The following is a 26644-nucleotide window of genomic DNA, read 5'->3' as shown; positions in this document are numbered from 1 at the left end:
GCGGCAGGATTTATACTTGCGCCTGGAGATCCTTGCCAGCCCAATGCCTTAAGCTGACAAGCGAGATACCCCTCGGCCTTGCTGCTGTGGTAGAACTCTCGGGTGAAACCCCTGACCAGTGACTAGGCTCCTGGAGATCGGCAATGGATGACATCATCAAGGGCACACCCCTGCGCCGCCGCTTGCATTTTTATCTCTTGCTCGACAACTCGGGCTCCATGGCCGGCGAAAAGATCGCAGCGGTCAATCGGGCGGTGCAGGAACTGGTTGTTCTGCTCGGCGACCTCGAAAACGAGGAGTTGATCGAGATCCAGATAGGCGCCATCCGCTTCGGGTCGGGCGCCGAGTGGCACCTGTCGCCGCGCACACCCCTGGCGCAATCGAAATGGTCCAATCTCGACGCCTCGGGCGTCTATACCAGCACCGCTGATGCCATCCAGTTGCTGGCCGATGAGCTGACGCTAGAAAATCTGGGGGTGCGTAACATCCCGCCGGTGGCCGTCCTCTTGTCTGATGGCTTCTGTACCCAGCCAGAGGAGGTCTATCAGGCGGCCATCGAGCGGCTCAACGCCTCCCCCTGGGGGATACGGGCGGTGCGCCTGTCGATCGGGATCGGCGAGGGCTATGACAAAGAGTCGCTGGATTTCTTCATCTCGCCCTATCTGCGCCGCGGTGATTCACCCATCGAGACCCTGGAGGCGCGGGACGTGGCCTCGATCGGGCGTTTCATCCAGCGGGTCAGCACCGAGGCGGTGCGCGCCTCCTCGCGCAGCAAGAGTTCGAGCACCCAGGAAGAGCTACCCCCTGTCGATCTCACCAAGGAAGACTTGATCCATGCCATCAGTCCAGACGATGTCTTCTGAGCCCCCCGCCAATCCTTGCCTGATCTGGGAGACGGAGCGCCATGTCGCTGCCCTGATCTCGCTGCGGGGCGAGCGGCATCGCCGCCAAAGGGCCCCCAATCAGGATGCAAGCCTCGGATGTGGCGGCCATGTCCGCGGTCTGCCCTATATCGCCCTGGCGCTGGCGGACGGGCACGGTGGTAAGGACTATCCCAACAGCGATCGGGGAGCGCAGCTTGCGGTCACTGCCTTTGGCGAAATGGCCGCCGAGTTCGCTCATTATGTCGCTGAGCTCATCGAATCAAACCAAGGCGACTGGCGGCGCGAGGCCAGCCGTCATTTCAGGGATAAATGCGGTCAGCGCCTCTTGCAGATCTGGCAGGCCAAGGTCGATACCCACGCCCAATCTGCCCAAGACCCAGCCGCTGCGGATGAGGTGGCGAGACGTCGCTATGGCACTACGGTCGTGGGGCTTGTGCTCACCCATGACCTGATCCTGGCCGGTGGGATCGGTGACAGCCGAACCTACCGGCTCCAACAGACCAACACCGCGTTACAGGTCCAGCCGCTGACCGAGACTCTGGAGGGATTGGGGCTCGCCACCCCGAGCTTGGTCAGCCCGGCGGCGCATCGATACTGGCAGACCGCCGCCGCAAGCGACGAGGAGACAGTGGCCCTGGTCCTCGCCACCGACGGCTTTGCCGATAGCTTTGCCGACCGCGGCGAGGCTGTGATCCTGGATCTTGTGGAGAAGACAAGACGCAATGGCCTGCGCTGGTTGCGCGAGCGCCTTCCGTCAGCGGCTGACGTCTGGAATCGCGAGGGCGTCGCAGATGACCTGACCCTGATCCTCTGTATCCGCAGCGATCTTATAGAAGACATCGGCACCTCTCCATCCGTCGCCGATAGCGCTCAAGCGGTCTATCGAGACGCGGTCGATCCATCCGTACCGCCCACAGCAGAATCCCACCAAGTCGCCGCAGAGGTCATCGACATACAGGCGAGCGATGGAGACGGTACAGTATCCCTGGCATCCAACCCTCACACCGCCAATCCATCGGCGCATGCACCCCAGAGGGTATGAAGATGTTCATCGGTCAGTCGGGGACCCGCTATCAATTCGTCGAACGGCTCGGCTCAGGCGGCCAGGGGGCGGTCTATCGGGTACGCAGCGGCGAGGGCGAGTTTGCCCTGAAGTGGTGCCGGCCCGGGCCCAATGCCGAGAAACAGCGGCAACAGATCCAGACCCTGATCCAGCGCGGTTCGCCGGGACCTGAGTTCATCTGGCCACAGGACCTGGTGGTCCATGAGAGGCAACCGGGGTTTGGCTATGTGATGCCGCTGATAGATACCCGGCGCTTCAGCACCATCAACCGCATCCTCTGCGGGGCCCGCCCCCAACCCGATCTGCGGGCATTGGTCGTGGCCTCTTTAAGGCTTTGCGACGCCCTCGATGAGCTCCATCAGCGCGGCTATGCCTATTGCGATCTGAGCAGCAGCAACCTGATGCTCGACGCCCACAGCGGTGAGATCGTGCTCTTCGACAACGACAATGTAGTAATCGATGGGCAAGAGACCGCCGTCATGGGCACCGCCGAATGGATGGCCCCAGAGGTGGCCCTCAACCGGTCACCGCCCGACCAGCACAGCGACCTCTATTCGCTTGCCCTAATTCTGTTTCATCTTTGGACCTGGGGTCACCCGATGGAGGGGCGCGCGACCTTGCAGGTCCGTTGCTGGGACCTGCGTGCCAAGCGCCGCTTTTATGCCGAGGCGCCGGTCTTTTGTTTCGACCCCAACGATTCCAGCAATACCGCCGAGGGGGAGGAGGCCTTGCAACTGATCGTCAGGCGCTGGCAACTCTTGTGCCCGGTCCGCCTCCAACGCGCCTTTCGCCGCGCCTTCACCGAAGGTGTCAAGGATGAAGGCAGGCGTGTGCGTTTAAGCCAGTGGCGCGACCTGTTCACCGAGATGCTCCATCAGCTGCTGCCCTGCCCGAGCTGCCAGTTCATCAACCTGATCGACCCGGCACAGCGCCCGCGCGGTTGTCTCAAATGCGGCAACCCGCTCGGTGTCCAGCTGGTCATCCGCGGTCATGGGGCCCTGGCAGTCCGTCCAGGCGTTTCGCTCCTGACCTATCACCTCCAGGGTCTAGGCAAAAAGGGCGAACCCGAAGTCGTCCTGGGCAGCCTGGAAAGGCATCCCCAGGCTGCTGGCGCCTGTATCCTGCGCAACAACACCCAAGACCCCTGGCGCTACCGGGTGGACGGGAAGGATTATTCGATCGAGCCCGGCCAAGCGCGGGCGCTGTTGGCTGGTGCAGAGATCGAGATCGCGGGTAGACGTCTAGCGGTGGCCGAGTTGGGTCCGCGTCCCGAGACCGCCAAGCAACGGGGGCGCTAGCTGGAATGAATCCAGACGATGGCTGAGAGGCTGAGCACAGCGGCAGAACAAGCGCTGTTGCAGATGGTCGCCGAGCATGGGGCAGCGGCGGCACGCCTGGGTCGGCGCTTGCGCGGCCTGCTGGCCGATCGGTCGCTGGGGGCACCGGAGCGTGACCTCGAGATCCTGTTCTGGGTGGCCGAGCATGGGGTGGCGGACGAGCTGGCGCGCCTGGAGGCAGGTACGGCACCGACCTCGGCCCAGATCCACTATTGGGTGGAACGTCTGCACGCACGGCGCGCCCTGGACCGTACCCTAGCCCGCGCGGGTGTGCTGGCCTGGGCACAGGCCCTGGGATTGCAGTTACCGATAGAATCGAGCGTCCTACCTGCCCTTCCTCTGGCCTCGAGCGCGATCACGGCCAAGCATCTAGCCAGTGTCCGGCACGACGGGCCGATCTGGTCCGTGGCCTTGAGTGCCGATGGACACCGGCTGCTCACTGGCTCGGGGGATAAGACGGCTGTATTGTGGTCCGATCGCGGTGAGCGCCTGTCGGTCATGCAGCACGAGGGTGCGGTTTGGTCCGTCGCCCTGAGCCCAGATGGCCAACACCTGCTCACCGGCTCGGGCGACAGGACCGCGGTGCTCTGGTCCGATCAGGGCGATCGCCTGCTTACCCTCCGTCACGAAGGCTCTGTCGGATCGGTGGCCTTCTCTCCAAAAGGCCGACGGCTGCTGACCGGTTCAAGTGACCGCACCGCCGTCCTCTGGTCGGACAGCGGCGAACGCCTGGTCACCTTTATCCACGAGGGCCCGGTGGCATCCGCTACCTTTACCCCCGATGGCCGACAGGTGATGACCCTGACCAATGACCGCACGGCGCTGCTCTGGTCTGTGCTCGGCGAGCGTCTAGCCTGTTTTCGCCAAGAAGATGCGATCTGGGCCATCGCCTGCGCCCCGGATGGCCGACAGATCCTGCTCAGCAGTGGTAGGACCGCGGTGCTCTGGTCCGACCGACGCGAACGTCTGGCGAGCTTCCGGCACGAGGACTCGATCCGCGTCGTCGCCTTTAGCCCCGATGGTCAGCGGATATTCACCGGCTCGGGTGACAAGACCGGTGTACTGTGGTCCAAACGCGGTGAGCGTCTACTCACCCTGCTCCATGAAGGCCCGCTCTGGGTTGCCGCCTTTAGCCTGGATGGCCAACGGCTTCTGATCGGCGGCGACAAGAGTGCAACCCTCTGGGGATTGGGTTGACAATCCAGTGTGATCAAGACCATCAGGCGGGGGCAATCCGGAATCTACTCTGTTGCGCAGGCGTTTGGCCCTTGCGAATGAAACAGGCGTCGGGTTTCATGGCTATTGCAGTTGGCTTGATCCGGCCAATGGCGCAGCCCCTGGCGCAGAGTCTGTCACATAAAAGATGCATCATGGGGGCATTGACCAAGATGCATTCCCCTCCACCCCATCACCGCGATGTCACCTTATGACATATCTCAACGGCGAAGGCCCTTATAGCCTCAATGCCCGTGCCAGACTCCTGGGCCGGCACCTCGACATCAAACGCCTCGGCCACCTGGAATCGCTCGCCATCAACCCCTTGGCCGTGCTGATCGGTGAACAGGGACGCGCGGTCCTCTTTCGCTCGGGGGCGGTGGTCTTGTTCAATGTCGATGATGGCCAGACCGCAGCCTTCATCGCCGAACTTGCGCCCTTTATCAAGGACCCGCTCGCTCAACCCGAGGCCGAGGACCTTTCGATCCTGGTCGATCCCGGGCGGACCGAGGGGTTAGAGCGCGAGCGCCTGGTCCTCGCCGATGCCGACCCAGCACGCCTTCAGGTCGTCGCCGACATCCTAGGCAAGAGCGTCCTCCTCGCCGATCAGGAGGCGCGGGTAGCCCTGGCCTTCGACCGCATCGAACCCTTGGCCGAACAGATGCGTCGCTATGGGCGGGGCGTCAATAGCGCCGATACCCTGATCCGGCATATCGGCGAGGCATTGGCCATCCAGCAAGCCATGGTCGGGCGCGGTGAGATCGGCGACAAGCCCGAGGTGATCTGGGAGCGTCCAGACCTGGAACGCCTGTTTTTAAGCCTGGAGGCCGAATACGAGATCCGCGAGCGCCAACTGGCTCTAGAACGCAAACTGGCTCTGATCCATGAGACAGCGGTCACCCTCCTCGACCTCTTGCAAAGCAAGCGCAGCCTGCGGGTCGAATGGTATATCGTGATCCTGATCGTGATCGAGATCGTCCTTTCGCTCTATGAGCTCTTTGGCCGCGGCACCGGACACTGAAGGTAGGCGCTCCCGCCCCTGGGATCAGGGCATCTGAAATCCCAAGGGCTTCATCCGCTTCGCGGATGGACACAGGTTGCCGCTTGATAAGGCGAACCGCTCAAACCCGCAAGCTACAGACGCCGCGGCGGCTTGCTGTATGAGACAGCCTCTATTCCCCAGCGGTCTCCATTGCCTCGTGCGCCATCCAGATCAGGGCTGGTTCGTCTTCCTTGCTCGGCGCGGACTCGGGGAGCAGCAAGACCCCGCCAGCGACCGGCTGGACGATGACCCCCTGGTCGGCGATCGCAGACGGCAGGGCGCCCTGCTGAACGGTCTTTGCACGCCGCTCGATCCAACGGCGGACTTGCGCGTGATAGGCTGTCTGATAGACGACTTTGACCGCGCTGAGCGCACCGCCCTGAAAGAACAGATGGGCAGAACGCGCCGGAATCTGATTGAACGTGCCGATCATCGCTGCGCAATGCCGGTTGCCGAATCGATTGGCGCCAGCGCTGCATTGCCAATCGAGCTTGGCGAAGGTCGAACGCAGCTCGGATTCGGTCAGATGGCTGGTGAAGGACTCCAGCGCGGCATTGAAATCAGGCCGACCCAGAAACCCCATGAGCGCAAGATCGGTGCGCCAGCGACCATCCTCGGTGAAGGTGAGCCAATAAAAGGGCCCGATCACGATGGCAAGCATCAGGAGGGTCTTGTAGACTTTGGGCAGTTTGAGCGTCACAGGCATGGATCATACTCGGCTTGGCGCTGGTGCAGCGGCTTGCTCTGAGCGCAGGACGTGCTGACGAGAAGGCAGGCAGGATCTTGCGGCGGACGGCATCCTAGCGGTGTACCTAGACGATCGCTGTATTACGGATCACCCATGACCCTTGACTCATTGGGCGACGATCTCGACCCGGCGGTTGAGCGCCCTGCCCTCCTCGGTGGCATTGCTGGTCAGGGGCGCGAGATTAGCCACCCCCACGGGTTTGAGCCGTTCGCCCAGGATACCGTAACGCTGGATGAGAATACGCACTACCTCCTCGGCGCGCCGGCGCGAAAGATCCAGGTTATAGTCCAGCGTCCCGCGATTGTCGGTGTGCCCGACGATATAGAGCCTGAGGTTGGGCTGTTCGGCTAAGAGACGGGCGATCTGTTCGATCTGGGGCATGGACTCGGGCTTGACGGTCGCCTGACCTGAGTCGAACTGGATGCTATGGATGGCGATCCGCCCCGCATCCGAGATCCCGAGGGCGATCTCTGGCGCTTCGACCAAGACCATTTGTTTGCTCACCGGGCGGGTCAAGACCTCTTCGACAAAGATCGCGACCCGGTTGCCTGCGGCCGAGTCGGCGAAGTTGTCCTGAAAGGCTGCAAAGACAAGGACATAGGATTGGCCCTCTGGGGTCTGACGGCGGGCGCTATAGAGCCGCGGCTCCTGGACCGAACCGTCTGAATAGACATAGCGCAAAAGGTAGTGCTCGTTGAGCTGCTTGCCGTTGGTTGGATCGCCATAAAAGCGATCGATTCGAGTGCCGCATTCCTCGAACCCTGAGCACTGATACAGGCGTTCATAGCCCAATTCCTCGAGCGCCTGCTGATAGTTGCGGATCACCTCGAGTGAACTGACATTGCGCGGCGCCAGATACAGAACCCGGCTGCGCCGGCCAGCAACCTTAAGGCTATCTTTCCAGGCATTTGCCGCTGTATCCCAGGGCCCAGTCGGGATCTGGGTCTCGTCGAACGGGCTGACCCGCTGACCGATGCTGACTGAGCCAGCAAAACGCGGGATACCTGGGATGTCCGCTGCACCTGGCAGGTTGCGGTCGAGGCCGGCAATCTGCGCCTGACCCGCAGAGGTCAGGCACGCCAAGCACACACCGAGCAACGCCTGGCGCCAGGGGCGCTGAGCAGCCTGCTGCCCCAACATCAGAGAACGTGCGGCACACCTGGATCGAATCAGGGCAGGTTGACTGCTACCTTGGCTGCGGATCGCTTGGGGCATGGCGGATCATCGGCGATGGAATGGGTCCTGGGGCCAATCGCAAGGAGATGGCTTCCAATTCTACCAGGATCGCCTCTGAGTCCCGCGCCACTGTACCCCGACGACAAGACCGATACGCCAGGCAAAAAAAAAACCGCTCGCCAAGCAGGGGGAGCGGTTTGAAATCAAGGAGGAGTGGATGATTCCGCGAAAAAAGCTACCAAATCTCGAACGTTGATGATTTGATAATCCGCAATCGGGCAGAGGGATAAAACATCGGCCAGCGCCGACCGACTGCAGGGCTCAAGCGGCGCCGGCTGCTTCGCCTCTGGGTCGCGGCAGATCAAGGTCACGCCACAAGCGCAGCACGGGGCCGGCCTGATTCATGGAATAAAAATGCAGGCCCGGTGCCCCACCCCCCATCAGCCGTTCGCAGAGTCTGAGCACCACCTCGTGGCCAAATTCCCGCAATCCATCGAGATCCTCGCCGTATGCCTCCAAGCGGCGCCGGATCCAGCGCGGGATCTCAGCCCCGCAGATGTCGGAAAAACGTGCAAGCTGAGCATAGTTGGTGATCGGCATGATGCCAGGCACGATGGGGATCTCGATGCCAAGCCGCTGACAGTTTTCGACAAAGTGGAAATAGGCGTCGGCGTTATAGAAATACTGGGTGATGGCCCCATTGGCCCCCGCTTCGACCTTGCGCTTGAAGTTTTCAAGGTCGCGTGCCGGGCTTGAGGCCTGCGGGTGATACTCGGGATAGGCGGCGACCTCGATCAAAAACCACTCGCCAAACTCGGCGCGGACAAAGCTCACCAATTCATTGGCATACCGAAATTCGCCGGTATTCCCCCACCCCATCCCCGACGGCAGATCGCCGCGCAGCGCCACCAGACGCCGGATCCCGAGTTGCTGGTAGCGCTCGAGGATCTCACGGATCTGGGCGCGGCTTGAGCCGATACAGGCTAGATGGGGAGCAGCGATTAACCCCTGCGCCTGGAGCCAGCTGACAGTCTCAAAGGTCCCCTCGCGGGTCGATCCCCCCGCCCCATAGGTGACCGAGAAATAGGCCGGCCCCAAATCAACTATCCGACCGACCTCCTCTTTAAGCCGCACCATGCCCTCGGGGGTCTTAGGGGGAAAGAGCTCAACGCTATAGATAGGTCCCTGATTGGATAGGGATGACATCAAAAGGGCCCTCCAGCTCCCGATGATCAACATCGATGGCAGGTATCGACAAGATCCGCCAGCCGCCGTCTATTTGAGGGGGCCTTCCTATCCCTTAGGGTCTTAAAGAGCCCCTCGGGGAGGGGGTGTGCCCCTGTTATCCCACCCCCTCCCCGACCGGCGGCTGAACCGGATGCGTCCTTAATACCGGTTCCTTAATACCGGTAATGATCCGGCTTATAGGGCCCCTCGATCGGCACCCCGATGTATGCGGCCTGTTCGGGGGTGAGGGTGGTCAGTTTGGCACCGATCTTTTCCAGATGCAGCCGGGCGACCATCTCGTCCAGATGCTTGGGCAGTGTGTAGACCCCGACCGGATACTCATCGGTCTTGGTGAAGAGCTCGATCTGGGCGAGCACCTGATTGGTGAAGCTATTGGACATCACGAAGCTCGGATGCCCAGTCGCACACCCGAGATTCACCAGCCGGCCCTTGGCGAGCAGGATGATGCGCTTGCCATCGGGGAAGATCACATGATCGACCTGGGGCTTGATCTCCTCCCAGCGGTATTGGGAGAGGCTGGTGACATCGATCTCATTGTCGAAGTGACCGATGTTGCACACGATGGCCTGATCCTTCATCGCCTGCATGTGATCATGGGTGATGACATTGAGGTTGCCGGTAGCGGTAACGAAGATATCGGCCACCGGTGCCGCCTCATCCATAGTCACCACGCGATAGCCCTCCATCGCCGCTTGCAGGGCGCAGATCGGATCGATCTCCGAGACCCAGACGGTCGCACCGAGTCCCCGCAGCGACTGACAGCAGCCCTTCCCGACATCGCCATAGCCGCAGACCATGGCGATCTTGCCGGCAATCATGACATCGGTCGCGCGCTTGATGCCATCGACCAGCGACTCGCGGCAGCCATAGAGGTTGTCGAACTTGGACTTGGTGACCGAGTCGTTGACATTGATCGCCGGGAACAAGAGCGTGCCCTGCTTGGCCATCTCATAGAGTCGATGCACGCCGGTCGTGGTCTCCTCCGTGACCCCTTTGATCCCCGCGGTGATCCGGTGCCAATGCTCGCGATTGCGTGCAAAGACGCACTTGAGGGTCGTCAAGAAGGCGGCCCAGTCCTCGCTGTCGGTCGGTGCAGGCTCGGGGATGCCCCCTGCCCTTTCGAACTCGACACCTTTGTGGACCATCAGGGTCGCGTCACCGCCGTCATCGAGGAGCATGTTTGGACCCTTGCCGTCCGGCCAGGTCAGCGCCTGTTCGGTACACCACCAGTATTCCTCCAGGGTCTCGCCCTTCCAGGCGAAGACCGGGACGCCGCGCGCCGCCAGGGCGGCTGCGGCATGGTCCTGTGTGGAAAAGATGTTGCACGAGCACCAACGCACCTGGGCGCCGAGCTCGATCAGCGTCTCAATCAGCACCGCGGTCTGGATGGTCATGTGCAGGCTGCCGCTGATCCGTGCGCCGGCAAGCGGCTTAGAGGCCGCATATTTTTTACGGATTGCCATCAGACCCGGCATCTCTGTCTCGGCGATGGCGATCTCTTTGCGGCCAAAATCCGCCAGGCGGATATCTGCGACCTTGTAGTCGGTAAACTCACTCATGGGAATGAAACCTCGATCGGATTTCGAGTGAGCGCCGTTTGGTGAAACACATCCCACAGCGCCGAGCCTGGCCCGCAGCAGCGGGTTGCAGCGCTCCTCGGCGGGAGGGGGTCAAAGGCGGGACGGTCTACCGCCTGTATAGCATTTTAAAGCGGGATGCAGCGGTTGGCGACGGTTTTACAAACAGGTTCACCCGCAGGAGAAGGGGGAAAATCTATTGAGCAATGCCAGGGATGCAGCCCATCGCGATAGGATTAAGCCTGATTCTACCTTTGCAAAGCCATGCTCGCCAAAATGCCGCGTTGCCTACCCGGTCGATGAGGTGCGAGCCGATGAAACCGGCACCGAAGGTAGAGCAGCGTGGCCGGGGTCATGGTTCGGCTCCCACAGTCAGCCCCCTCGGGGCGGCGTTCTCGCCCAGCCGGAAGCCGGAGGGCAGTTTTTCGCCGCGCGCTGCCGCTTGGAGTGCTGCTTCGATGAAGGCCTCGAACTCACGCACCGCCTGGATGTCGGCATAGAGCTTTTCCCGGGCGGCGAGCGCCGACTCGCGGAAGGCCTGGCGGCGAGCAGGGTCGCGGCCGAAGGACAGCGCCACAGAAGCATACTCCTCGATCGAGCGGGCAATCGGCGCGATGTCTTCTAACCCCATCTGCTGATAGGCCGCGGCCACGAAGCGCCCGCAGGCAAAGCGTCCCAGCAAGGTGATGACCGGCTGGCTATAGGCCATCGCCTCATAGAGCGTATTGCCCGAGCCAAAATGGATCGGATCGAGCACCACCGCAAAATGCGCCAGCAAACCCATGAAGCGATCGAGCGGCACCCGCGGCACAAAGCGCACGCGCTCAAGCAAAATCGGGGCGCTGCGCGCCCAGCGCGCCCTGAGCCGCTCGCTCCAGCTTTTGCTGTGGCCATCGATCAAGACGATGTGCCCCTGCGGGTCACCGGCGGCGATCTCGGCGAGCACCGCATCGAAGTCCGGATGGAATTTGAACAGCGACTGCGGGCAGCCATAGAGGGTGCCCGTCTCGGGCAAGCCGAGTGCGGCGCGCGGCGGGATCTCCTTGGGCAGGACGAAGAGCTGATAACTAAACGGCAGCCGCCGGCAGCGGATTAGCCGCTCGCTGTAGTGCGCCTCAGCCTATTGCGGTTCCAGCGGCGCATCGGCACCGAGGAAATAATCGAGCGTGTCGATGCCGGTGGTATCCGGGTGGCCATAGCTCACCAACTGCACCGGCGCGAGCCGCGCATGGGCCAGAAAATAGGTCGCCGGCGACATGCCGATGTCGGGGTAGAAGAGCGCATCGAGCGCGAGTGCGGCCACCTGCGCCTGCCATTCAGCCTGGCGCCCGCGCAGCTCGATGGCCCCATCACAGCTCTGAGAGAGCGCCTGACGCACCGCATCGCGCTTGACCTGTGGCGGATAGATGAGCACCACCTCGAAGTGCTGTCGATCCAGCCCGCGAATCAGCCCCTGATAGAGCTTGCCGATGGTGTAGCCGACGAGAAACTGCGAACAAAAGCCGATGCGGATGCGCCGATTATGTGGTGGCTGCCAAGCGGCGATGTGTGGTGCGGTGTAATTGAGCTCTGGCGTCTTGGCGCGAAAGAGGCGGCTTAGCGCCTCCAGGAGCGGGCGGTCGTCTTCATCGTGGTAGGCGAGCTCGAAGGAGCCAGATGCGGACTCTTTCAGGTCATCAAGTGTGCCTTCCATCGCCATCAGGGTTTCGATGCCGTGCTGATAGCGTGCCCGCCATTTGGCAATCGCCAAACGTGATTCCATGATCGATGGCACAGTGAGCCAATAGGCAAAGCAGTTAGGAAGGGGTGAGTCGCCTAATGCCAGCGCGCGATCGAGCAGCTCATGCGATTCAGTGTGCCGATCATATCGCAGCAGGAGTTTGGCCTTTCTCAATAATATCTTGGCTTTTTTGCTATTTAGCTCAAGCGATTTGTCATAGCACTCTAATGCCCTGTCTTCATCCATCTTTCCTTCCAAAATGAGCCCTAGATTGGCCCAAGCATCAGCATAATCCTCTTTGAGTGTCAGAGCTGTTCGAAGGGCCTTTTCTGCCTCATCAAGATCGCCAATCTCTTCTAGGGCATTGCCCTAGTTATTCCAGGCAATGGCATTTTTTGGCTCAAGTGCCGTCGCCTGCTTGAGCACCTTCAGCGCCTCGTCGATCCTTCCGGTTCTACGCAATAATGCTCTAATATCAGACAGATACGAGCCATCATTATTTATGCGAAAGCACTCCCATAGCGCCTGGATGCAGAACTCTATTTGATTGCATTCATTAGTGTAAACGCGCCAGAAAAAACCACCCATCGAGATAATCGTGATCCCGCCTGATCGCCAGCTCGACAAAAAGCCGGGCATCAGCGACCTTGCCAGCTTGCTGCGCCTGTTTGGCGCGTGCCAGCCATTCCGCCGCGCTCTTACCGAGCTTGAGCGCCGGCTTGGCTGCCTTCTTGGCGCTACGCGACGCCGCTTTGACGGGACTGACTTTCGATGCAGCCTCGGCAGCGGCGGCAGACGGTGCCTGCTCTGCAGTGCTCTGCGGCGCCGGGGTGGCCTGCTCTCCTGCAGGGGCTGGCGCAGCCTGGGTAGCGCCATCAAGCCGGCGGGCCAATGCCTCTACCGCCTCGCCCTGTAGTCCCCTCGCCTGCCCCTGGGCGAGCACTTGCCCTGCGGCGGCCTCTTCACCACAGTCGATCAGCGCCGCAATCAAACTCAGCCAATACTGCACGACATCAGGCCTGGCATTGAGCGCGGTTTGCAGATAAGGCAAGGCTGCCCGGGGTTATCCCAGCTGGCGGGCGAGTTGCTCCAGGTTGTGATTGGCATCCGGGTGTCGGGGGTCTTGCGCGAGGATGGCGCGGTAGAGTTTCTCGGCTTCAGAGAACCGGCCGGCCTGGTGATGCAGGATGGCCTGTTGCAAGGCTTGGGGAAGGGTGAACGCACTCATGAAAGGGCGGAATGATCTTCAGTCGGTCTCTTCGGCGAGCGATGGCGATTATATTGAGGCCGCCCCCCTGCTTGATAGCGCATCGATTGCGGCAACACTTGCCCTGTGGAGCGACGAAGCAATCCCTTGGACGAGGCACTCTCAAGGGAGGGGCCCCTACCCTGCGCGGACGGAGAGATTGCTTCGCTGCGCTCGCAATGACCACAGGGATTCTCCCAATGAACAGGGGGAGGCTGGCCATGACCTGGATAGTCGCAATGACCGGCAACATCAGGGACAGCCCTCCACTGAAATACCCATTTGTTGCTGTGGCATGGAGGATCGGCATTGGCCGACCCTTTTGTTCAATTTTCAGTAAACTGTTGCACTATGAGTCCAGTGATCTCAGGAGCAGACAATGGAGTTCAAGATCAAGACCGGCGAGCTCGCCGCCCAAAAGACACCCTGTTTGGTCGTCGGGGTCTTCGAAAAACGTAGGCTGACCGAATCTGCAGAGCGGCTCGATGCAGCCAGCAACGGGCGCCTGAGCGCCTTGCTCAAAAAGGGCGATCTTAGCGGGGGGGTCGGTCAGACCCTTTTGCTCTATGACCTGCCTGGGATCACTGCCGAGCGTGTCCTATTGCTGGGCCTTGGCAAACGCAACGAGTTCACGCGCGCCAATTATCGCCAGGCCCTGAGCGCGGTGGCATCGGTCCTGCAACAAAGCGGCGCCGAGGGCGCAACCCTCGCCCTCCCCACGCCACTCCCGCGCGGTTTGGATCTCTATACCGCGGCGCGCGATGCGGTACTGATGGTCGAGGAGAGATGCTATCGCTATACCCGCACCAAATCAGAGGACAAACAGGAGCCCAAACGCCCATTAAAGCGCCTCAATCTGTGGATCGCCGCAAGGGGTGAATCGGCAAGCGTCGAGCTTGCCATCCACCACGGCCAGGCGATGGCCGAGGGGATTCGGCTGGCACGTGAGCTCGGCAATCTGCCGGGTAACCTCTGCACCCCGACCTATCTCGCGGAGCAGACGCAGGTGATGGCTAAGGAGTTCCCCAAGCTGAGCGTCGAGGTCTTGGATGAGTCTCAGATGCAGGCGCTCGGCATGGGCGCCTTGCTGTCGGTAGCGCGTGGCAGCCGCCAGCCGCCTAGGCTCATCGTCGCCCAGTATCATGGGGCGGATACAGAGACCAAGCCACTTGCCCTCATCGGCAAAGGTCTGACCTTCGATGCCGGCGGCATCTCCCTCAAACAGGCCGCTGACATGGATGAGATGAAGTTCGACATGGCAGGTGGGGCGGCGGTCTTGGGCGCTATGCGCGCGGCCTGTCTCCTGGAGCTGCCGCTTAATCTCGTCGTGATCATCCCGGCGACCGAGAACCTGCCGGATGGTGCAGCCAACAAACCCGGCGATATCGTCACCAGCCTCTCCGGGCAGACCATCGAGATCCTCAATACCGACGCCGAGGGCCGCCTGATCCTGGCCGATGCCCTGACCTATTGCGAACGTTTTGAGCCCGAGACCGTCATCGATCTGGCCACCCTGACGGGGTCCTGTGTGATCGCCCTCGGCAAGCATCCGGCGGGTCTATTCACCAATGACGAGCGCTTGGCCACCGAGCTGACCGCTGCCGGCGAGGCGACCTGGGATCGGGTCTGGCGCCTGCCGCTCTGGGAGGACTATCAGGAACAGCTCAACAGCAACTTTGCCGACATGGCCAACATCGGCGGGCGCGAAGGGGGTGCGATTACCGCTGCCTGTTTCCTGGCACGCTTTGCCAAAAAATACCGTTGGGCGCATCTCGACATCGCTGGGGTCGCTTGGCTGTCCGGCAAAGACAAAGGTGCGACTGGACGTCCCGTTGCCCTACTCACCCACTGGCTGCTTACCCGTGCCGGGGCGCTCTGATCTGTGGCACACTGGACAACGTCTTCAGGGGTTTAGCCCGCATGTGGCTGGACCATGACCTATTTCAGCCAAGATACCCAAAACCCATGACCGAGACCGTTAAATATCTGCTCGACGAGGCGCACCTGCCGCGCTTCTGGTACAACATCAATGCTGACCTGCCGGAGCCCTTGGCGCCGGTTCTGAATCCAGCGACCAAACAACCGGTGACGGCAGAGGAGCTTGAGGTCATCTTCCCGCGCGGCGTGATCGAACAGGAGATCAGCACCGAGCGCGAGATCGAGGTCCCTGAACCGGTGCGCGAGGTCTGGCGTCAGTGGCGCCCCTCACCGCTCTATCGCGCCCGCCGTCTCGAGCAGGCGCTCCAAACCCCGGCCAAGATCTTCTACAAATACGAAGGGGTCAGTCCCACCGGCAGCCACAAGGCGAACTCGGCTGTCGCCCAGGCCTTTTATAACAAGATCGAGGGGGTTAGGCGCATCACCACCGAGACGGGCGCCGGTCAGTGGGGATCCTCCCTAGCCTTTGCCGGGGCGGTCTTCGGGATCGAGATCCTGGTCTATATGGTCAAGGTGAGCTATCAGCAAAAGCCCTACCGCCGCGCCCTGATGGAGTCATTCGGCGCCCACTGTATCGCCAGCCCCAGCAATACCACCGCATCGGGGCGCGCCATCCTTGCCGAGCACCCAGACAGCACCGGGAGCCTGGGGATTGCGATCAGCGAGGCGGTTGAGCTCGCCGCGCAAAACCCGGATACCAAATATGCCCTGGGGAGCGTGCTCAATCATGTACTTTTACACCAGACAGTCATCGGGCTCGAGGCCATGAAACAGCTGGAGATGGCCAATGCCTATCCGGATCTGGTGATCGGCTGCACCGGCGGCGGCAGCAACTTCGCGGGGCTGGCCTTCCCCTTCTTGGGCACCCAATTGCGCGGTGGACCCAAGGTACGCTGTATCGCGGTCGAGCCCTCGGCCTGTCCGAGCCTGACCCGCGGGCGCTTTGCCTATGACTTCGGCGATACTGCCCATCTGACGCCCTTGTGCAAGATGTACACTCTGGGCTCGGGCTTTGTGCCGCCCGGTTTCCATGCCGGGGGATTGCGCTATCACGGCATGGCGCCTCAGGTCAGCCATCTGACGGCGCTTGGGCTGATCGAGGCGCGCGCCTATAACCAGCTTGAGTGCTTTGCTGCTGGTCTGCAATTTGCCCGCGTCGAGGGCATCATCCCCGCGCCAGAGGCCACACACGCAGTACGCGCTGCTATCCATGAGGCCGAGCGCTGCCGCGAGACTGGCGAGGCCAAGACCATCCTCTTTAACCTCAGCGGTCATGGTCACTTCGACATGCAGGCCTACATGGACTATCTCGCCGGCAAGCTCAATGACCTCGACTATGCGGAGGAGGAGGTCGCGATGGCCTTGGCAGGGTTGCCGGCGGTTGCTTAGGAAGTCGGCTACAAGGCACCTCTCGCGATGTAGAGAGGGGTCTTGCGCTGAGCTGCTACTACCTCGCTGGCCTGCAGCATGCTGGGCCAAGAGACGCCAGGGAAGGCCATCCCTATAGAGCGAAACCTCTGGAGTCCTGATGGAAACTGTCCCATCCCCAAATCGCCCGCCGCTGAAGACCATCCGCGAGGTCAAGCCAGGGAGCCTGATCTTCGTCAAACCCCAGGCGCTGCCACCGAGCTTTTGTGCCGTGGTGATCGAGCGCTTCGAGGCAAGCCCGCAGTATCAATATGCCGGGCGGATCGGTCAGTTACGCACTGAGGCACCCGAGATCAAGCGCACGACCGACCTTGTGGTCAGCAACAAGCCGGAGTGGAAGGATATCGATATGGTATTCTTTCAGTCCTTGGCCGCAGCCCTTTCCGAGTTTCGAGAGACCTTCCCCTATTTCAAAGGGCCCTTTAAGGACGAGGGCTATCAGGTCCAGCGCTATCGGGCCGGCGAGTATTATCACTGGCATATCGATAGCGGCAGCCATGAGCTCAGTCAACGCCAGCTGGTCGCGCTCTGGTATCTCAACGACGTGCCTGGCCCAGGCGGTGAGACCGAGTTCTTACATCAAGGGGTCAGCCTGCGCCCCGAGTGCGGGACTCTGGCCCTGTTTCCCCCTTTTTGGACCCATGAGCATCGGGCAGCCGTGGTCCAAGAGGGGGTGAAATATATCGCCACCACCTGGGTGGTCTTTGCCTAAATCAGGATCGCCCCTATCAAGCAAGGCTGCCCCTCAGAGGCATCTGGCAGCCTCGGTAGCCGGTCATGTTTTTTCGCCCTTGAGCATGGCGATGACGAAGTTGAGCTCTTCCTTGGCCTCGGCGATTACATCCACTGTACCATCGCTGGTAGGAAAGACCAGCCCTAGCTTGTAATAGGCGGGAACCGCATCATAGCGCGGCAAGGGACCGCGCGACTCGGACTGGTTCAGCCGATAGAGCCGGGCGACCAACACAATGTCGCAATAATCTGGGTTCTCGTGTTCATCGCGATACCAATCGTCCGAGTGGCGCACGATCTCGACGACCCCGGGCCCCAGCCCCCAATAATTGACCACCAGCTCACCGACTAAATGGCTCAACTTGATGATCGCTGCCTCCAACTCGTTTTCATCCACTATCATCCCATGATGACTGACATGGTCGAGGATAGGGATGACGCCCACGTCATGGACCAGACCGGCAAGCATCGCCTGCTCGGGGCTGAATTTGGGACAGTAGCGGGCGATCACATAGCTGAGCGCCGAGATGTGGACGCTGCGATTCCAGGCCGCCTTCATGTGCGCCTTCATGATAGGCGATTTGGTCTTGAACAATTGCTGCATCGCCAAGCTCATGACGGTCGAACGGGTAACATCTAGACCCAAACGGATGATGGCATTGCGCACATCTGGGATCTGCTGCAACCCGCGATATAGAACGCTGTTGGCCATGCGGATCAGCGCGCCGGTGATCGCTGGGTCCATCTGGACGATCCGTGCCAATCTCGCAGAGGTGATATTCGGGTCCTGCATCGCCTCCTGGATTGCTCGCGCAACCTTGGGCAAGGTTGGCAGCTTGAGCTGACCTTCCTTGCAGGCCTGGGCGAGCTGACTGAACAAGCTCCCCTCGATCTCGCTGAGCGCCAATTCAGCGACTGATGTCGACCCCGAACGTTGCCAACCGCTCAGGCTGTGATACAGCGCCCGATCCAGACGCAATATCTCGGAATCGGCGGTCAAGACCGCCTGATCGAGCAGATGCTGTTCGGTAAAGATCGGTTGACGCGCGCGCGGACTGCCGGCGGTGATCAGCGTCTTTTGGCCTTGGTGGATCAGACAGAGCTGACCAGAGATCAGATACAGAAGCCAAGGGTATTCCTGAGTCGCGCAAAGCCTTTTGCCGGCAGGGGTTGCCGCCAGTTGGCCGGTTGCCGCCAGGCGCGCGCGCTGGTCGCCCTCCAGGTCATGGAGCGGGCTGAGATCGTCCAGGGCCGAACCGGGTAGATTGCGGATCATGGATTATTGATCCGAAACCAATGAACTTATATTACGCGGCATCATGGAGCTTGGGATGCTGGAAGTAGCGCATGATGCGTTGGGGGGAATTGAGAAGGCGGCGCAGGTGGCTGACGGTCGCCTTCTTCAGATCGCCCTTGGCGCGGGAGGGCGCCTGCGCGCAGATGAGCTTGCGTATCTGGGCGTCCTGCTCCGCCAACAGCGCCCGCTTCTCACCCACCTTGCGCCCACCCCGCTTGTCCTTGGGCCCCTTCGCGCCCATAGCCTTTGCAGATGTCGAACACCCCTGCGCCCAACAATCCCCTCTGCGCGCCTATCGCTTCATACGTCCAGCCACGCCGCCGCTCTTCGCGCGCCGCAAACGACAGCAATCTCATGTCTCGTCTTTCCATGCTCACTACATTAGGACAGCTCACTCAATTTTAAAAGCATGTGTTTCTTATCAAGAAGATGGAGTACAACCGCTTTGCACAACATCAGTTGTGCCTGCACATTTGCCTGTTCGACGGCCCGTTTTGGACATTTGAGTGCCAAAGGCGCAAAATGAATAGCTAATCAAAGTTTAACACCCTCTCTGACTGACGCATCATAGATCGCCGATGACTCAATATATCTACACGATGAACCGGGTCAGCAAGGTGGTGCCGCCCAAGCGGTATATCTTGCGCGATATCTCACTGTCCTTTTTTCCCGGCGCCAAGATCGGGGTCCTGGGGCTCAACGGCGCCGGCAAATCGACCCTGCTGCGTATCATGGCTGGGATCGATACAGAGATCGAAGGCGAGGCCCGTCCCCAGCCCGGGATCAAGATCGGCTATCTGCCGCAAGAGCCCCAGCTCGACCCCACCAAAGATGTTCGCGGCAATGTCGAGGAGGCACTCGCCCCGATCAAGGCGGCGATTGCTCGGCTGGATGAGGTCTATGCAGCTTATGCCGACCCGGATGCCGACTTCGATGCCCTCGCTAAAGAACAGGCCGAGCTTGAAAATTTCATCCAGGCCACCGATGGGCACAATCTCGAGCGGACCCTAGAGATCGCTGCCGATGCCCTGCGCCTGCCGCCCTGGGATGCGGATGTCACCAAGCTCTCGGGCGGCGAGCGCCGGCGCGTGGCCCTCTGCCGGTTATTGCTCTCCAAGCCCGATATGCTGCTGTTGGACGAGCCGACCAACCATCTGGATGCCGAATCCGTCGCCTGGCTCGAGCGATTCTTGCAAGAGTATCCAGGCACCGTGGTCGCTGTGACCCATGACCGGTATTTCTTGGACAATGTCGCCGGCTGGATCTTGGAGCTCGACCGCGGCCATGGCATCCCCTGGCAGGGCAATTATTCGTCTTGGCTAGAGCAGAAAGAACGGCGACTTGAGCTCGAACAAAAACAGGAACAGGCGCGCATCAAAGCCATGCAGCATGAGCTCGAATGGGTACGCAGCAACCCCAAAGGCCGTCACGCCAAGAGCAAGGCGCGTCTGGCCCGTTTCGAGGAGCTGCAATCCCAGGAGTTTCAGGCGCGCAACGAGACCAACGAGATCTATATCCCCCCTGGCCCCAGGCTGGGCGACCTGGTCATCGAGGCTGCCGGTCTGCGCAAGAGCTATGGCGAGCGTCTGCTGTATGACAATCTGTCGTTCACTGTGCCCAAGGGTGCGATCGTCGGGATCATCGGTCCCAATGGTGCCGGCAAGACCACCCTCTTTCGCATCATCACCGGCCAGGAACAACCCGATGCCGGTAGCCTACGCCTCGGCGAGACGGTGCAAATCGCCTATGTCGATCAGACACGGGATGCCCTGGATAACAACAAGACCGTCTGGGAAGAGATCTCGGGTGGCACCGACATCATCGCGGTCGGGCGCTATGAGATGAACTCGCGTGCCTATTGCAGCCGGTTCAATTTCAAGGGGACAGATCAGCAAAAACGCATCGGCGAGCTCTCAGGCGGCGAGCGCAATCGGGTGCATCTCGCCAAGCTCTTAAAGAGCGGCGGCAATCTATTGTTGCTCGACGAGCCGACCAATGACCTGGACGTCGAGACCCTGCGCGCGCTCGAAGAGGCCCTGCTTGCCTTCCCGGGCTGCACCATGGTCATCAGCCACGACCGCTGGTTCCTCGATCGCATCGCCACCCATATCCTTGCCTTTGAGGGCGAGTCGCAGGTGACCTGGTTCGAGGGCAATTATGCCGACTACGAGGCCGATCGCCATCGGCGGCTGGGCAGTGAGGCCGATCAGCCGCATCGCATCAAATATCGGCGTCTATCGGCCTGATGAGATGGTCCTACACCAGGGAGGCGCTGATTTATGCGCCAACGCACCTAGCGCCTCCGTATCTTGAAGATTTTCCAGAATTCCCGCTTTCGCCGGAATGACGGCCGCGGCTTGATTTGATGTTCCTAGAGAGGATCTCGCGATGTTTATCCATACTCGTCTCATCCTGGCAACCCTGATCGCATTCCCTGTCTGCGTCTGGTCTCAACCGCCTACAATCCCAGCCCCAGGTCGTGGTTGGCAGGCCCCGAGCTTTGCCGAGTTCGATCTCAACGGCGACGGGCATCTCACCGAGGCCGAGTTCAACGAGGTGCGCGCCAAACGGGTCGCCGAGCGTTCGCAACAGGGCTATCCGATGCGGGGACTGGCTAACGCCCCGACTTTCAAGGACTTCGACCGCAACGGTGACGGCAAGGTGACTCCGGATGAGTTCACCGCCACCCAGGCCCAGCATCACCCGGTTCCAGGCCGTCCGGTCCAATAAAGGGCGCGCGAACAACCTGCGTTACCGGTCTCTTGGATCACCTTTGACGTCCTCCCTGTCCTGTAGGGCAGAGCGTGTCGCGTCTTGGATAACACCAGCTACAGGTTGTGGCCCGCCCCCAGGGCGCCCATGGCCTGGTCGCTGCACTGGGCAGTGACTCACTGCCCAGGGTGCGACAGGGCAAGCTGAAGCCGGTCAGCGCCCGACTCCACCAAGGCCTGGATCGCTGCCAGCGCCTGCATCAGGATCTCGGTGCGGCGTCGTTCGGCGCCCTGGGCATCCTCCTCGCAGAGGGCGCGGCATAGCCAATCGGTAGGCGACTCAAAATCGCAATGACCCGCCTCAGGGATGCGTTCGCTCTGGGACTTGTGGGCGGCGGCCAGGGTGATCAGGCCATTGTTATGGGCGTTACAGGCAGAGGGCTCGCCGAAGAGCCCGATGATCGGGCGCTCGAACCCACCGACCATCAGTTGCCCCAGGCCCTGGGCATCGACGAGATCCAACGTCAGGACACCGATGGTGCGCCGGTCGTTGCGCGCCGCCACCAGCGCCGCCAGCCCCCCCGCCGAAAATCCGGCATAGATCACCTGTCTGGCCTGGAGATGATCGGCAACCCGGATCAGGTCGAAGCCGTTGCGCGCATGGTTGCCAGACCACAGGCGCATATTGCAGAGATCGACCGCGACCGTTTCGATCCCAGCAGCAGCAAAGGTCTGCGCGAGATCCGCCAGGCGCTCCTTGCGCCGCAAAAAGCCATGCGCCAGGACCACTAGCGCCTGACTGGAGCGAACGCTCGGTCGATACCAGACATAGGCCAGCGGACAACCGGCCTCCGATCGAACCTGACCCCACACAACATGGACGACGGTCCCCGGCCTATCTTCGCGGTCAGCGGCGGGCAACTGAACCTGCTGGCGTAGCCCAAGGCAGCCGGCGATCGACAGACAAGCGGCCAAGACCGCTGTAAACTTTGCCCAATAGAGCATGGTGAATCTGTGCCCCAGTATCTTGCCCCCTGCGAGTCAAACCCAGGGGGCGTGCCGAAAGATGGGGGCGCAGAGTGTCAAACAAAAGAGGAGCGAGCCGATGGAGTCTGCAAGCAAAGCGCAACCGCATAGGGGCCCATCCACAAACCTGCCGCCTGCTTTGGATGCCTCCCGCCATGACCTCAAGACCTCGGGCGGACGGATCCATTATTATGCCGCGACCCAATCCCCCGGACGGCCGGCGGTCTTGATCCATAGCATCAATGCCGCACCCAGCGCGCTTGAGATGAAGCCGCTCTTCGAACGCCTTCGCCACACGCGCCCCATCTATGCCCTGGATCTCCCCGGCTTTGGGCATGCGGACCGGCCCGCCCAGCCCTATTCGCCGGCGCTCTTCGCCCAGGTCATCGGCGAATTTCTTGCCGAGGTGACGCGAGAACCTGCCGATATCATCGCCTATTCCCTGGGCTGCGAGTTTGCAGCGCGTACAGCGATTGCAGCGCCCGAGCGCATCCGCTCGCTGGTCATGATCTCCCCCACCGGCTTTAATCAGCGCGGCCTGCCGATGGGAGAGGCCGCCCAGCGCGCCTATCGCTGGTTGAGCCTGCCTGGATTGAGCGATGCCCTCTTTAGCCTGCTGACCACGCGCTTAAGCATCCGGTATTTTTATAACCAGGTCTTTGCCGGAAGGACCCCGCTAGAGCTTATCGATTATGCCTATGCCACAACCCATCAGCCCGGGGCCAAACAGGCGCCCCTGTATTTCCTCTCGGGTCAGCTCTTTACCCCCCGCGCCACCGAGACTCTGTATCACCAGGTGACCCAGCCGGTCCTCGTGCTCTATGACAAGGACCCGAACATCGACTTCCATGAATTACCCGATTTCTTAAGCCGGCACCCCAATTGGCGCGCCGAGCGCATCCCCGGCACCCGCGGCATGCCGCAGTGGGAGAAACCGACGGAGACGACGATGGAGATCGAGCGCTTTTGGCAGCAGCTCGCCTGAGTGAGCAAGCCCTGATGGACAACTCCCCAAAACCTCTGTTTTCCCAGCTCGCCCCTTTCCATTGACCCCAAATCCGTCTGCCGCGATTCGACGCATGTTGCAACCGCTCAAGCTCATCGATCAGCTCAGGGCCCGTCTGCGCGAGACCCTTGACCTGCTGCCGCTCGACGCAAACCAGGGCTGGGTCTCGCTGATCCTCGAGCTCCCCCAACCTTTGGCGATGGCGCCCGACCTGCGCGAGGTTGGGTTTTATCTGGGGCATGCCCAGCGCGGCGAGTTCTATGCCGGATACGGCATCGCTGCCCAATGGCAGGCCGAGGGCCCGGGACGGCTGGAGAGACTGCGTCAGGTCGCGCTGACCTGGTCCAAGGACTGGGTACAGATCGATCCTGATGAAACCGGACTGGTCGCTCAGGGGTTACTCGGATTCGCGGCCACGCCCCGGCCTCGGGAAGGCGAAGACCTGCCCAATACCCTGCTGTGGCTGCCCGAGCTCGCCCTGATCCGCCGTCAAGACCGCTGTGCCCTGATTCTGACCGCCTCTCGTCCGATCACGCGCGCGGCCTTGCTGCACCGGTGGGAGGGCTGGATCGCCCGTTTAGCGCCGCGCCTCGGCGTAGGGACGCCGCTACCGTTGCCGGCCTCGGTACTAAACCCCTTGCGCAGCCAACCCGATTTTAGCGATTGGTCCCGTCTGGTCCTGGCGGCGATCGATGACATTGCCAACAGCCGGCTCGAAAAGGTCGTGATCTGCCGCCGGCAGGCGGTGCGGGGGCAGCGGCCATTCGATCTCGAACGCCTGAGGGCTGTGCTCAGCGAATCCTATCCCAGCTGCCAGGTGATCCATATCCGCTATGCAGGGAGCGACTTCATCGCTGCAACCCCCGAGCGACTCTTTAGACAGTGGGGCGATCGAGTCGAGGCCGATGCCATCGCGGGTACCGCCTGCCGCGCTCAGGACCAAATGCAGGATGCCGCTATCCGCCAGGCATTGCTCGCCTGCCCCAAGAATCGCCATGAGCATCAGGTAGTGGTCGATGCGATGCATGCGGCGCTAGCGCCCTGTTGTCGCGCCCTGGAGGAGGCAGCAGGCCCCCAGATCCTGGCGCTCAACAACGCCTATCACCTCCAAACCCGATTACGCGGTCTGCTACGCCCCGGGATCGATGCCTTTGCCCTGGCCGAGCACTTGCACCCTACCCCGGCCACCAACGGCCAGCCGCGGGCAGCCGCGGCCGATTGGCTGCGCACCCATGAACCCTTTGCCCGCGGCTGGTATACGGGCGCAGCTGGGCTGATCGCCCCCGATCTCAGCGGCGAGCTCTGGGTCCTGCTGCGTTGCTCACGTATCCAGGGACAAGAGGCCGAGCTCTATGCCGGGGCAGGGATCGTCGCCGGCTCTGAACCCGAAAGCGAATGGCAGGAGACCGAGCATAAGCTCGCTGCCATGTCCAAGGCCCTGCGGTTCGCCTAAGATCCATGGCCGATCAGGGCTGCATCAATCTGCGCGCCGCCCATGCCCTGCTCGCCGGCCTGATCCAGGGCGGGATGCGCGATCTGGTGCTCTCGCCCGGCTCACGCTCCACACCTTTGGTCCTCGCCGCCCAGGCCCATGACCTTCGCATGTTTCCGATCCTCGATGAGCGCAGCGCCGCCTTTTTTGCCTTGGGGCTAGCGCGCGCGGCCCGTCGTCCGGTGGGTGTCCTCTGCACCTCGGGGAGCGCACTGGGCCATTGGTATCCGGCGGTGATCGAGGCCGATTGCAGCGGGGCCCCCCTGATCCTGCTTTCTGCCGACCGCCCGCCCGAGCTTCGCCACTGGGGGGCCAACCAGACCATCGATCAGACGCGGTTCTTCGGCGTCCATGTTCGCGCCTTCTATGACCCAGGACCGCCGGATGAATTGCCCGGGGTGGGCAAATATCTCCGGGCCCTGGGGCGGCGCGCCGCTGCCGAGTGCCAAGGGCTTGATCCCGGGCCTGTGCATCTCAACCTCCCCTTCCGCGAGTCCCTGGTGCCCGGGCCCGATTGTCGGCTATCCCCAAGCGAAGATCCGCCTTTGATACCTGCGGCGACCTGGCCGAATGACGAAGGGGCACAGGCACAGTACCCAAGGATCGATCAGGATGTTTCCCCTTATCCATTCATCGGCGATGACATCCACCTCAACCTCGGCGATTTAGGGCAACTGGGCAGACGCGGCCTGATCTGTTGTGGCCCAGGCGAGTGGACGAAGTCAGGATCTGCGGCCTTGTGGCGCCTTGCCGAACGCTTAAGGCTTCCTGTCCTCTGCGATCCGCTGTCCGGTCTACGCTTTGGCCCGGGCTCGGATGCGGGTATCGTGCGCTATGATGCCCTGCTGCGTTACCCCGAGCTTGCCCAGGGGCTCAAACCGGATTGGGTGATCCGCTTCGGGAGGGCGCCGGTCTCGAAACGGCTGAACGACTGGCTGACCGGTGTGCCAACCCTCCTCGTCGAGCCTGGGCGCAGGTTCAGCGATCCAACGCATGACGTTCCCCTCAAGATCCAGGCCGATCCCGGCCGGTTTTGTGCCTGGGCGATGACCACGGACGCCTGTCCGATCCAAGCGGATGAGGGCTGGCTTGAGGGCTGGAACGAGGTCGAGCAGCGCCTTGAGCGACTGATGGCCGATTATCTTTCCCAGGCCCCTTGGTGCGAGGGCCATCTGGTGCGGACCCTGATCGCTTGCCTGCCTGCGGGCGAGGGATTGCTGTGCGCCAATTCGCTGCCGATCCGCCAGCTCGACCTCTGGTCCGGGTCTCGCCGTTTGCCGCTTCATGTCTTCGGCAACCGCGGTGCAAGCGGGATCGACGGTCAAGCCTCCACCTTGGCGGGTTTCAACGCCAGCGGTCTGCCGACGACCGGGCTCTTGGGCGATCTGTCGCTATGGCATGACCTCAGCGGGCTCTTGCAGCTTCGCGGTTGTCCCAGGCCCTGTATCGTCATCAATAACGGCGGCGGGCGGATCTTCGATACCCTGCCGCAGCGCAACCTGCCGAGCCTTGAGAGGTTCTGGCGTTGTCCGATCCCGCTTGCCCTCGGCCCATTGACGCAGGCCTTTGGGCTCAGCCACTGGGAGGTCGCAGATGGGACCGAATTGGTCCAGGCGCTCACCGAGGCGCAGGGTGTCCAGGGCGTCTTGATCGAGGTCAGGGTCGATGCCGAGCTGAGCCTCGAGGTCCATCGCGGTCTAGAAAAGGTCTTGCAATCAACTCACCCGTGATACAGCAAAGGTAATGGGCCAGGATTAG

The 26644-nt window shown here is 61.7% G+C and carries 25 protein-coding genes, 1 pseudogene and 1 riboswitch; of the genes and pseudogenes, 13 read left to right on the top strand and 13 right to left on the bottom strand.

Annotated features, from left to right (window positions below; translation table 11 throughout):
* Positions 1-143: 143 nt before the first annotated feature.
* The 5 genes from GWK36_RS06670 to GWK36_RS06650 all read left to right on the top strand — a co-directional run bounded on the left by GWK36_RS06670 (position 144) and on the right by GWK36_RS06650 (position 5520).
* Positions 144-863: a vWA domain-containing protein gene (locus GWK36_RS06670; RefSeq protein ID WP_166270481.1), complete on the top strand. Its 720-nt coding sequence runs from the start codon at positions 144-146 to the stop codon at positions 861-863.
* Entirely contained in the window at positions 853-1926 is a 1074-nt protein-coding gene (locus tag GWK36_RS06665) for a protein phosphatase 2C domain-containing protein (protein WP_166270480.1), read from the top strand. Before GWK36_RS06670 ends, GWK36_RS06665 begins: the two co-directional genes overlap by 11 nt.
* Positions 1927-1928: 2 nt before the next feature.
* Entirely contained in the window at positions 1929-3245 is a 1317-nt protein-coding gene (locus GWK36_RS06660) for a protein kinase domain-containing protein (RefSeq protein ID WP_166270479.1), read from the top strand.
* Positions 3246-3263: 18 nt separating this feature from the next.
* A complete protein-coding gene (locus tag GWK36_RS06655) occupies positions 3264-4481 on the top strand; it encodes a WD40 repeat domain-containing protein (RefSeq protein ID WP_166270478.1) in 1218 nt (405 codons plus the stop codon).
* A gap of 229 nt (positions 4482-4710) precedes the next feature.
* Complete coding sequence (locus GWK36_RS06650) at positions 4711-5520, top strand: RMD1 family protein (RefSeq protein ID WP_166270477.1); 810 nt, start codon at positions 4711-4713, stop codon at positions 5518-5520.
* A 151-nt stretch (positions 5521-5671) separates the two neighbouring features.
* Here GWK36_RS06650 and GWK36_RS06645 read toward each other — a convergent pair whose 3' ends face one another.
* The 9 genes and pseudogenes from GWK36_RS06645 to GWK36_RS06610 all read right to left on the bottom strand — a co-directional run bounded on the left by GWK36_RS06645 (position 5672) and on the right by GWK36_RS06610 (position 13238).
* Positions 5672-6247, bottom strand: a complete 576-nt coding sequence (locus GWK36_RS06645; protein ID WP_166270476.1) for a hypothetical protein — start codon at positions 6245-6247, stop codon at positions 5672-5674.
* A 147-nt stretch (positions 6248-6394) separates the two neighbouring features.
* Positions 6395-7429, bottom strand: a complete 1035-nt coding sequence (locus tag GWK36_RS06640; RefSeq protein ID WP_166270475.1) for an OmpA family protein — start codon at positions 7427-7429, stop codon at positions 6395-6397.
* 357 nt (positions 7430-7786) lie between these two features.
* Entirely contained in the window at positions 7787-8671 is an 885-nt protein-coding gene (gene metF, locus GWK36_RS06635; protein WP_166270474.1) for a methylenetetrahydrofolate reductase [NAD(P)H], read from the bottom strand.
* Between the two features lie 194 nt (positions 8672-8865).
* Positions 8866-10272, bottom strand: a complete 1407-nt coding sequence (gene ahcY, locus GWK36_RS06630; protein WP_166270473.1) for an adenosylhomocysteinase — start codon at positions 10270-10272, stop codon at positions 8866-8868.
* A 22-nt stretch (positions 10273-10294) separates the two neighbouring features.
* A riboswitch (S-adenosyl-L-homocysteine riboswitch) is annotated at positions 10295-10377 on the bottom strand.
* A 265-nt stretch (positions 10378-10642) separates the two neighbouring features.
* Positions 10643-11305, bottom strand: coding sequence for a tetratricopeptide repeat protein (locus tag GWK36_RS06625; RefSeq protein WP_166270472.1), 663 nt, complete (start codon positions 11303-11305; stop codon positions 10643-10645).
* A gap of 105 nt (positions 11306-11410) precedes the next feature.
* Positions 11411-12052: a tetratricopeptide repeat protein gene (locus GWK36_RS06620; RefSeq protein WP_246237749.1), complete on the bottom strand. Its 642-nt coding sequence runs from the start codon at positions 12050-12052 to the stop codon at positions 11411-11413.
* A 192-nt stretch (positions 12053-12244) separates the two neighbouring features.
* Positions 12245-12361: pseudogene (locus tag GWK36_RS16035) on the bottom strand (tetratricopeptide repeat protein); the annotation flags it as partial.
* 205 nt (positions 12362-12566) lie between these two features.
* Positions 12567-13061: a hypothetical protein gene (locus GWK36_RS06615; protein WP_166270470.1), complete on the bottom strand. Its 495-nt coding sequence runs from the start codon at positions 13059-13061 to the stop codon at positions 12567-12569.
* Between the two features lie 12 nt (positions 13062-13073).
* A complete protein-coding gene (locus GWK36_RS06610; protein WP_166270469.1) occupies positions 13074-13238 on the bottom strand; it encodes a tetratricopeptide repeat protein in 165 nt (54 codons plus the stop codon).
* Between the two features lie 397 nt (positions 13239-13635).
* Between GWK36_RS06610 and GWK36_RS06605 the strand changes: the two genes are divergently transcribed.
* From GWK36_RS06605 to GWK36_RS06595, 3 genes are all read left to right on the top strand, one after another.
* Positions 13636-15135 (top strand): leucyl aminopeptidase, encoded by a 1500-nt coding sequence (locus GWK36_RS06605; RefSeq protein ID WP_166270468.1) that lies wholly within the window; start codon positions 13636-13638, stop codon positions 15133-15135.
* 86 nt (positions 15136-15221) lie between these two features.
* Entirely contained in the window at positions 15222-16583 is a 1362-nt protein-coding gene (locus tag GWK36_RS06600; RefSeq protein ID WP_166270467.1) for a TrpB-like pyridoxal phosphate-dependent enzyme, read from the top strand.
* Between the two features lie 139 nt (positions 16584-16722).
* A complete protein-coding gene (locus tag GWK36_RS06595) occupies positions 16723-17334 on the top strand; it encodes a 2OG-Fe(II) oxygenase (RefSeq protein WP_166270466.1) in 612 nt (203 codons plus the stop codon).
* 63 nt (positions 17335-17397) lie between these two features.
* Here GWK36_RS06595 and GWK36_RS06590 read toward each other — a convergent pair whose 3' ends face one another.
* Genes GWK36_RS06590 through GWK36_RS06580 form a run of 3 tightly spaced genes read right to left on the bottom strand, consistent with a single transcriptional unit; the run spans position 17398 to position 19007 of the window.
* A complete protein-coding gene (locus GWK36_RS06590) occupies positions 17398-18630 on the bottom strand; it encodes an HDOD domain-containing protein (protein ID WP_166270465.1) in 1233 nt (410 codons plus the stop codon).
* 31 nt (positions 18631-18661) lie between these two features.
* Positions 18662-18850: a hypothetical protein gene (locus GWK36_RS06585; RefSeq protein WP_166270464.1), complete on the bottom strand. Its 189-nt coding sequence runs from the start codon at positions 18848-18850 to the stop codon at positions 18662-18664.
* Positions 18843-19007 (bottom strand): hypothetical protein, encoded by a 165-nt coding sequence (locus tag GWK36_RS06580; RefSeq protein ID WP_166270463.1) that lies wholly within the window; start codon positions 19005-19007, stop codon positions 18843-18845. Before GWK36_RS06580 ends, GWK36_RS06585 begins: the two co-directional genes overlap by 8 nt.
* Positions 19008-19229: 222 nt before the next feature.
* Here GWK36_RS06580 and ettA point away from each other — a divergent pair, with 222 nt between their 5' ends.
* The gene (ettA, locus tag GWK36_RS06575; RefSeq protein ID WP_166270462.1) at positions 19230-20897 is read left to right on the top strand and encodes an energy-dependent translational throttle protein EttA; all 1668 of its coding nucleotides are present in this window, start codon (positions 19230-19232) and stop codon (positions 20895-20897) included.
* Between the two features lie 142 nt (positions 20898-21039).
* Positions 21040-21381, top strand: a complete 342-nt coding sequence (locus tag GWK36_RS06570; protein WP_166270461.1) for an EF-hand domain-containing protein — start codon at positions 21040-21042, stop codon at positions 21379-21381.
* Positions 21382-21539: 158 nt separating this feature from the next.
* Here the strand turns inward: GWK36_RS06570 and GWK36_RS06565 are convergent, their stop codons facing one another.
* Entirely contained in the window at positions 21540-22367 is an 828-nt protein-coding gene (locus GWK36_RS06565; protein WP_166270460.1) for an alpha/beta fold hydrolase, read from the bottom strand.
* A 100-nt stretch (positions 22368-22467) separates the two neighbouring features.
* Between GWK36_RS06565 and GWK36_RS06560 the strand changes: the two genes are divergently transcribed.
* The 3 genes from GWK36_RS06560 (at position 22468) to menD (ending at position 26616) form a co-directional block, all read left to right on the top strand.
* Positions 22468-23373 (top strand): alpha/beta fold hydrolase, encoded by a 906-nt coding sequence (locus GWK36_RS06560; protein ID WP_166270459.1) that lies wholly within the window; start codon positions 22468-22470, stop codon positions 23371-23373.
* 94 nt (positions 23374-23467) lie between these two features.
* Positions 23468-24847: an isochorismate synthase gene (locus GWK36_RS06555; RefSeq protein WP_166270458.1), complete on the top strand. Its 1380-nt coding sequence runs from the start codon at positions 23468-23470 to the stop codon at positions 24845-24847.
* Positions 24848-24852: 5 nt separating this feature from the next.
* On the top strand, positions 24853-26616 hold the full coding sequence (gene menD, locus GWK36_RS06550; protein ID WP_166270457.1) for a 2-succinyl-5-enolpyruvyl-6-hydroxy-3-cyclohexene-1-carboxylic-acid synthase: 1764 nt from the start codon (positions 24853-24855) through the stop codon (positions 26614-26616).
* Positions 26617-26644: the final 28 nt, after the last annotated feature.

It is taken from the genome of Caldichromatium japonicum (genome assembly GCF_011290485.1).
Classification (GTDB): domain Bacteria; phylum Pseudomonadota; class Gammaproteobacteria; order Chromatiales; family Chromatiaceae; genus Thermochromatium; species Thermochromatium japonicum.
This window is presented reverse-complemented; position numbering and strand designations above follow the sequence as displayed.

Excerpts from the sequence above, each read along its gene's own strand:
- GWK36_RS06670 (WP_166270481.1), top strand. The coding sequence starts at position 144 with ATGGATGACATCATCAAGGGCACACCCCTGCGCCGCCGCTTGCATTTT.
- GWK36_RS06665 (WP_166270480.1), top strand. The coding sequence starts at position 853 with ATGTCTTCTGAGCCCCCCGCCAATCCTTGCCTGATCTGGGAGACGGAG.
- GWK36_RS06660 (WP_166270479.1), top strand. The coding sequence starts at position 1,929 with ATGTTCATCGGTCAGTCGGGGACCCGCTATCAATTCGTCGAACGGCTC.
- GWK36_RS06655 (WP_166270478.1), top strand. The coding sequence starts at position 3,264 with ATGGCTGAGAGGCTGAGCACAGCGGCAGAACAAGCGCTGTTGCAGATG.
- GWK36_RS06650 (WP_166270477.1), top strand. The coding sequence starts at position 4,711 with ATGACATATCTCAACGGCGAAGGCCCTTATAGCCTCAATGCCCGTGCC.
- GWK36_RS06645 (WP_166270476.1), bottom strand. The coding sequence starts at position 6,247 with ATGCCTGTGACGCTCAAACTGCCCAAAGTCTACAAGACCCTCCTGATG.
- GWK36_RS06640 (WP_166270475.1), bottom strand. The coding sequence starts at position 7,429 with ATGTTGGGGCAGCAGGCTGCTCAGCGCCCCTGGCGCCAGGCGTTGCTC.
- metF (WP_166270474.1), bottom strand. The coding sequence starts at position 8,671 with ATGTCATCCCTATCCAATCAGGGACCTATCTATAGCGTTGAGCTCTTT.
- ahcY (WP_166270473.1), bottom strand. The coding sequence starts at position 10,272 with ATGAGTGAGTTTACCGACTACAAGGTCGCAGATATCCGCCTGGCGGAT.
- GWK36_RS06620 (WP_246237749.1), bottom strand. The coding sequence starts at position 12,052 with ATGGAATCACGTTTGGCGATTGCCAAATGGCGGGCACGCTATCAGCAC.
- GWK36_RS06610 (WP_166270469.1), bottom strand. The coding sequence starts at position 13,238 with ATGAGTGCGTTCACCCTTCCCCAAGCCTTGCAACAGGCCATCCTGCAT.
- GWK36_RS06605 (WP_166270468.1), top strand. The coding sequence starts at position 13,636 with ATGGAGTTCAAGATCAAGACCGGCGAGCTCGCCGCCCAAAAGACACCC.
- GWK36_RS06600 (WP_166270467.1), top strand. The coding sequence starts at position 15,222 with ATGACCGAGACCGTTAAATATCTGCTCGACGAGGCGCACCTGCCGCGC.
- GWK36_RS06595 (WP_166270466.1), top strand. The coding sequence starts at position 16,723 with ATGGAAACTGTCCCATCCCCAAATCGCCCGCCGCTGAAGACCATCCGC.
- GWK36_RS06590 (WP_166270465.1), bottom strand. The coding sequence starts at position 18,630 with ATGATCCGCAATCTACCCGGTTCGGCCCTGGACGATCTCAGCCCGCTC.
- GWK36_RS06580 (WP_166270463.1), bottom strand. The coding sequence starts at position 19,007 with ATGAGATTGCTGTCGTTTGCGGCGCGCGAAGAGCGGCGGCGTGGCTGG.
- ettA (WP_166270462.1), top strand. The coding sequence starts at position 19,230 with ATGACTCAATATATCTACACGATGAACCGGGTCAGCAAGGTGGTGCCG.
- GWK36_RS06570 (WP_166270461.1), top strand. The coding sequence starts at position 21,040 with ATGTTTATCCATACTCGTCTCATCCTGGCAACCCTGATCGCATTCCCT.
- GWK36_RS06565 (WP_166270460.1), bottom strand. The coding sequence starts at position 22,367 with ATGCTCTATTGGGCAAAGTTTACAGCGGTCTTGGCCGCTTGTCTGTCG.
- GWK36_RS06560 (WP_166270459.1), top strand. The coding sequence starts at position 22,468 with ATGGAGTCTGCAAGCAAAGCGCAACCGCATAGGGGCCCATCCACAAAC.
- GWK36_RS06555 (WP_166270458.1), top strand. The coding sequence starts at position 23,468 with ATGTTGCAACCGCTCAAGCTCATCGATCAGCTCAGGGCCCGTCTGCGC.
- menD (WP_166270457.1), top strand. The coding sequence starts at position 24,853 with ATGGCCGATCAGGGCTGCATCAATCTGCGCGCCGCCCATGCCCTGCTC.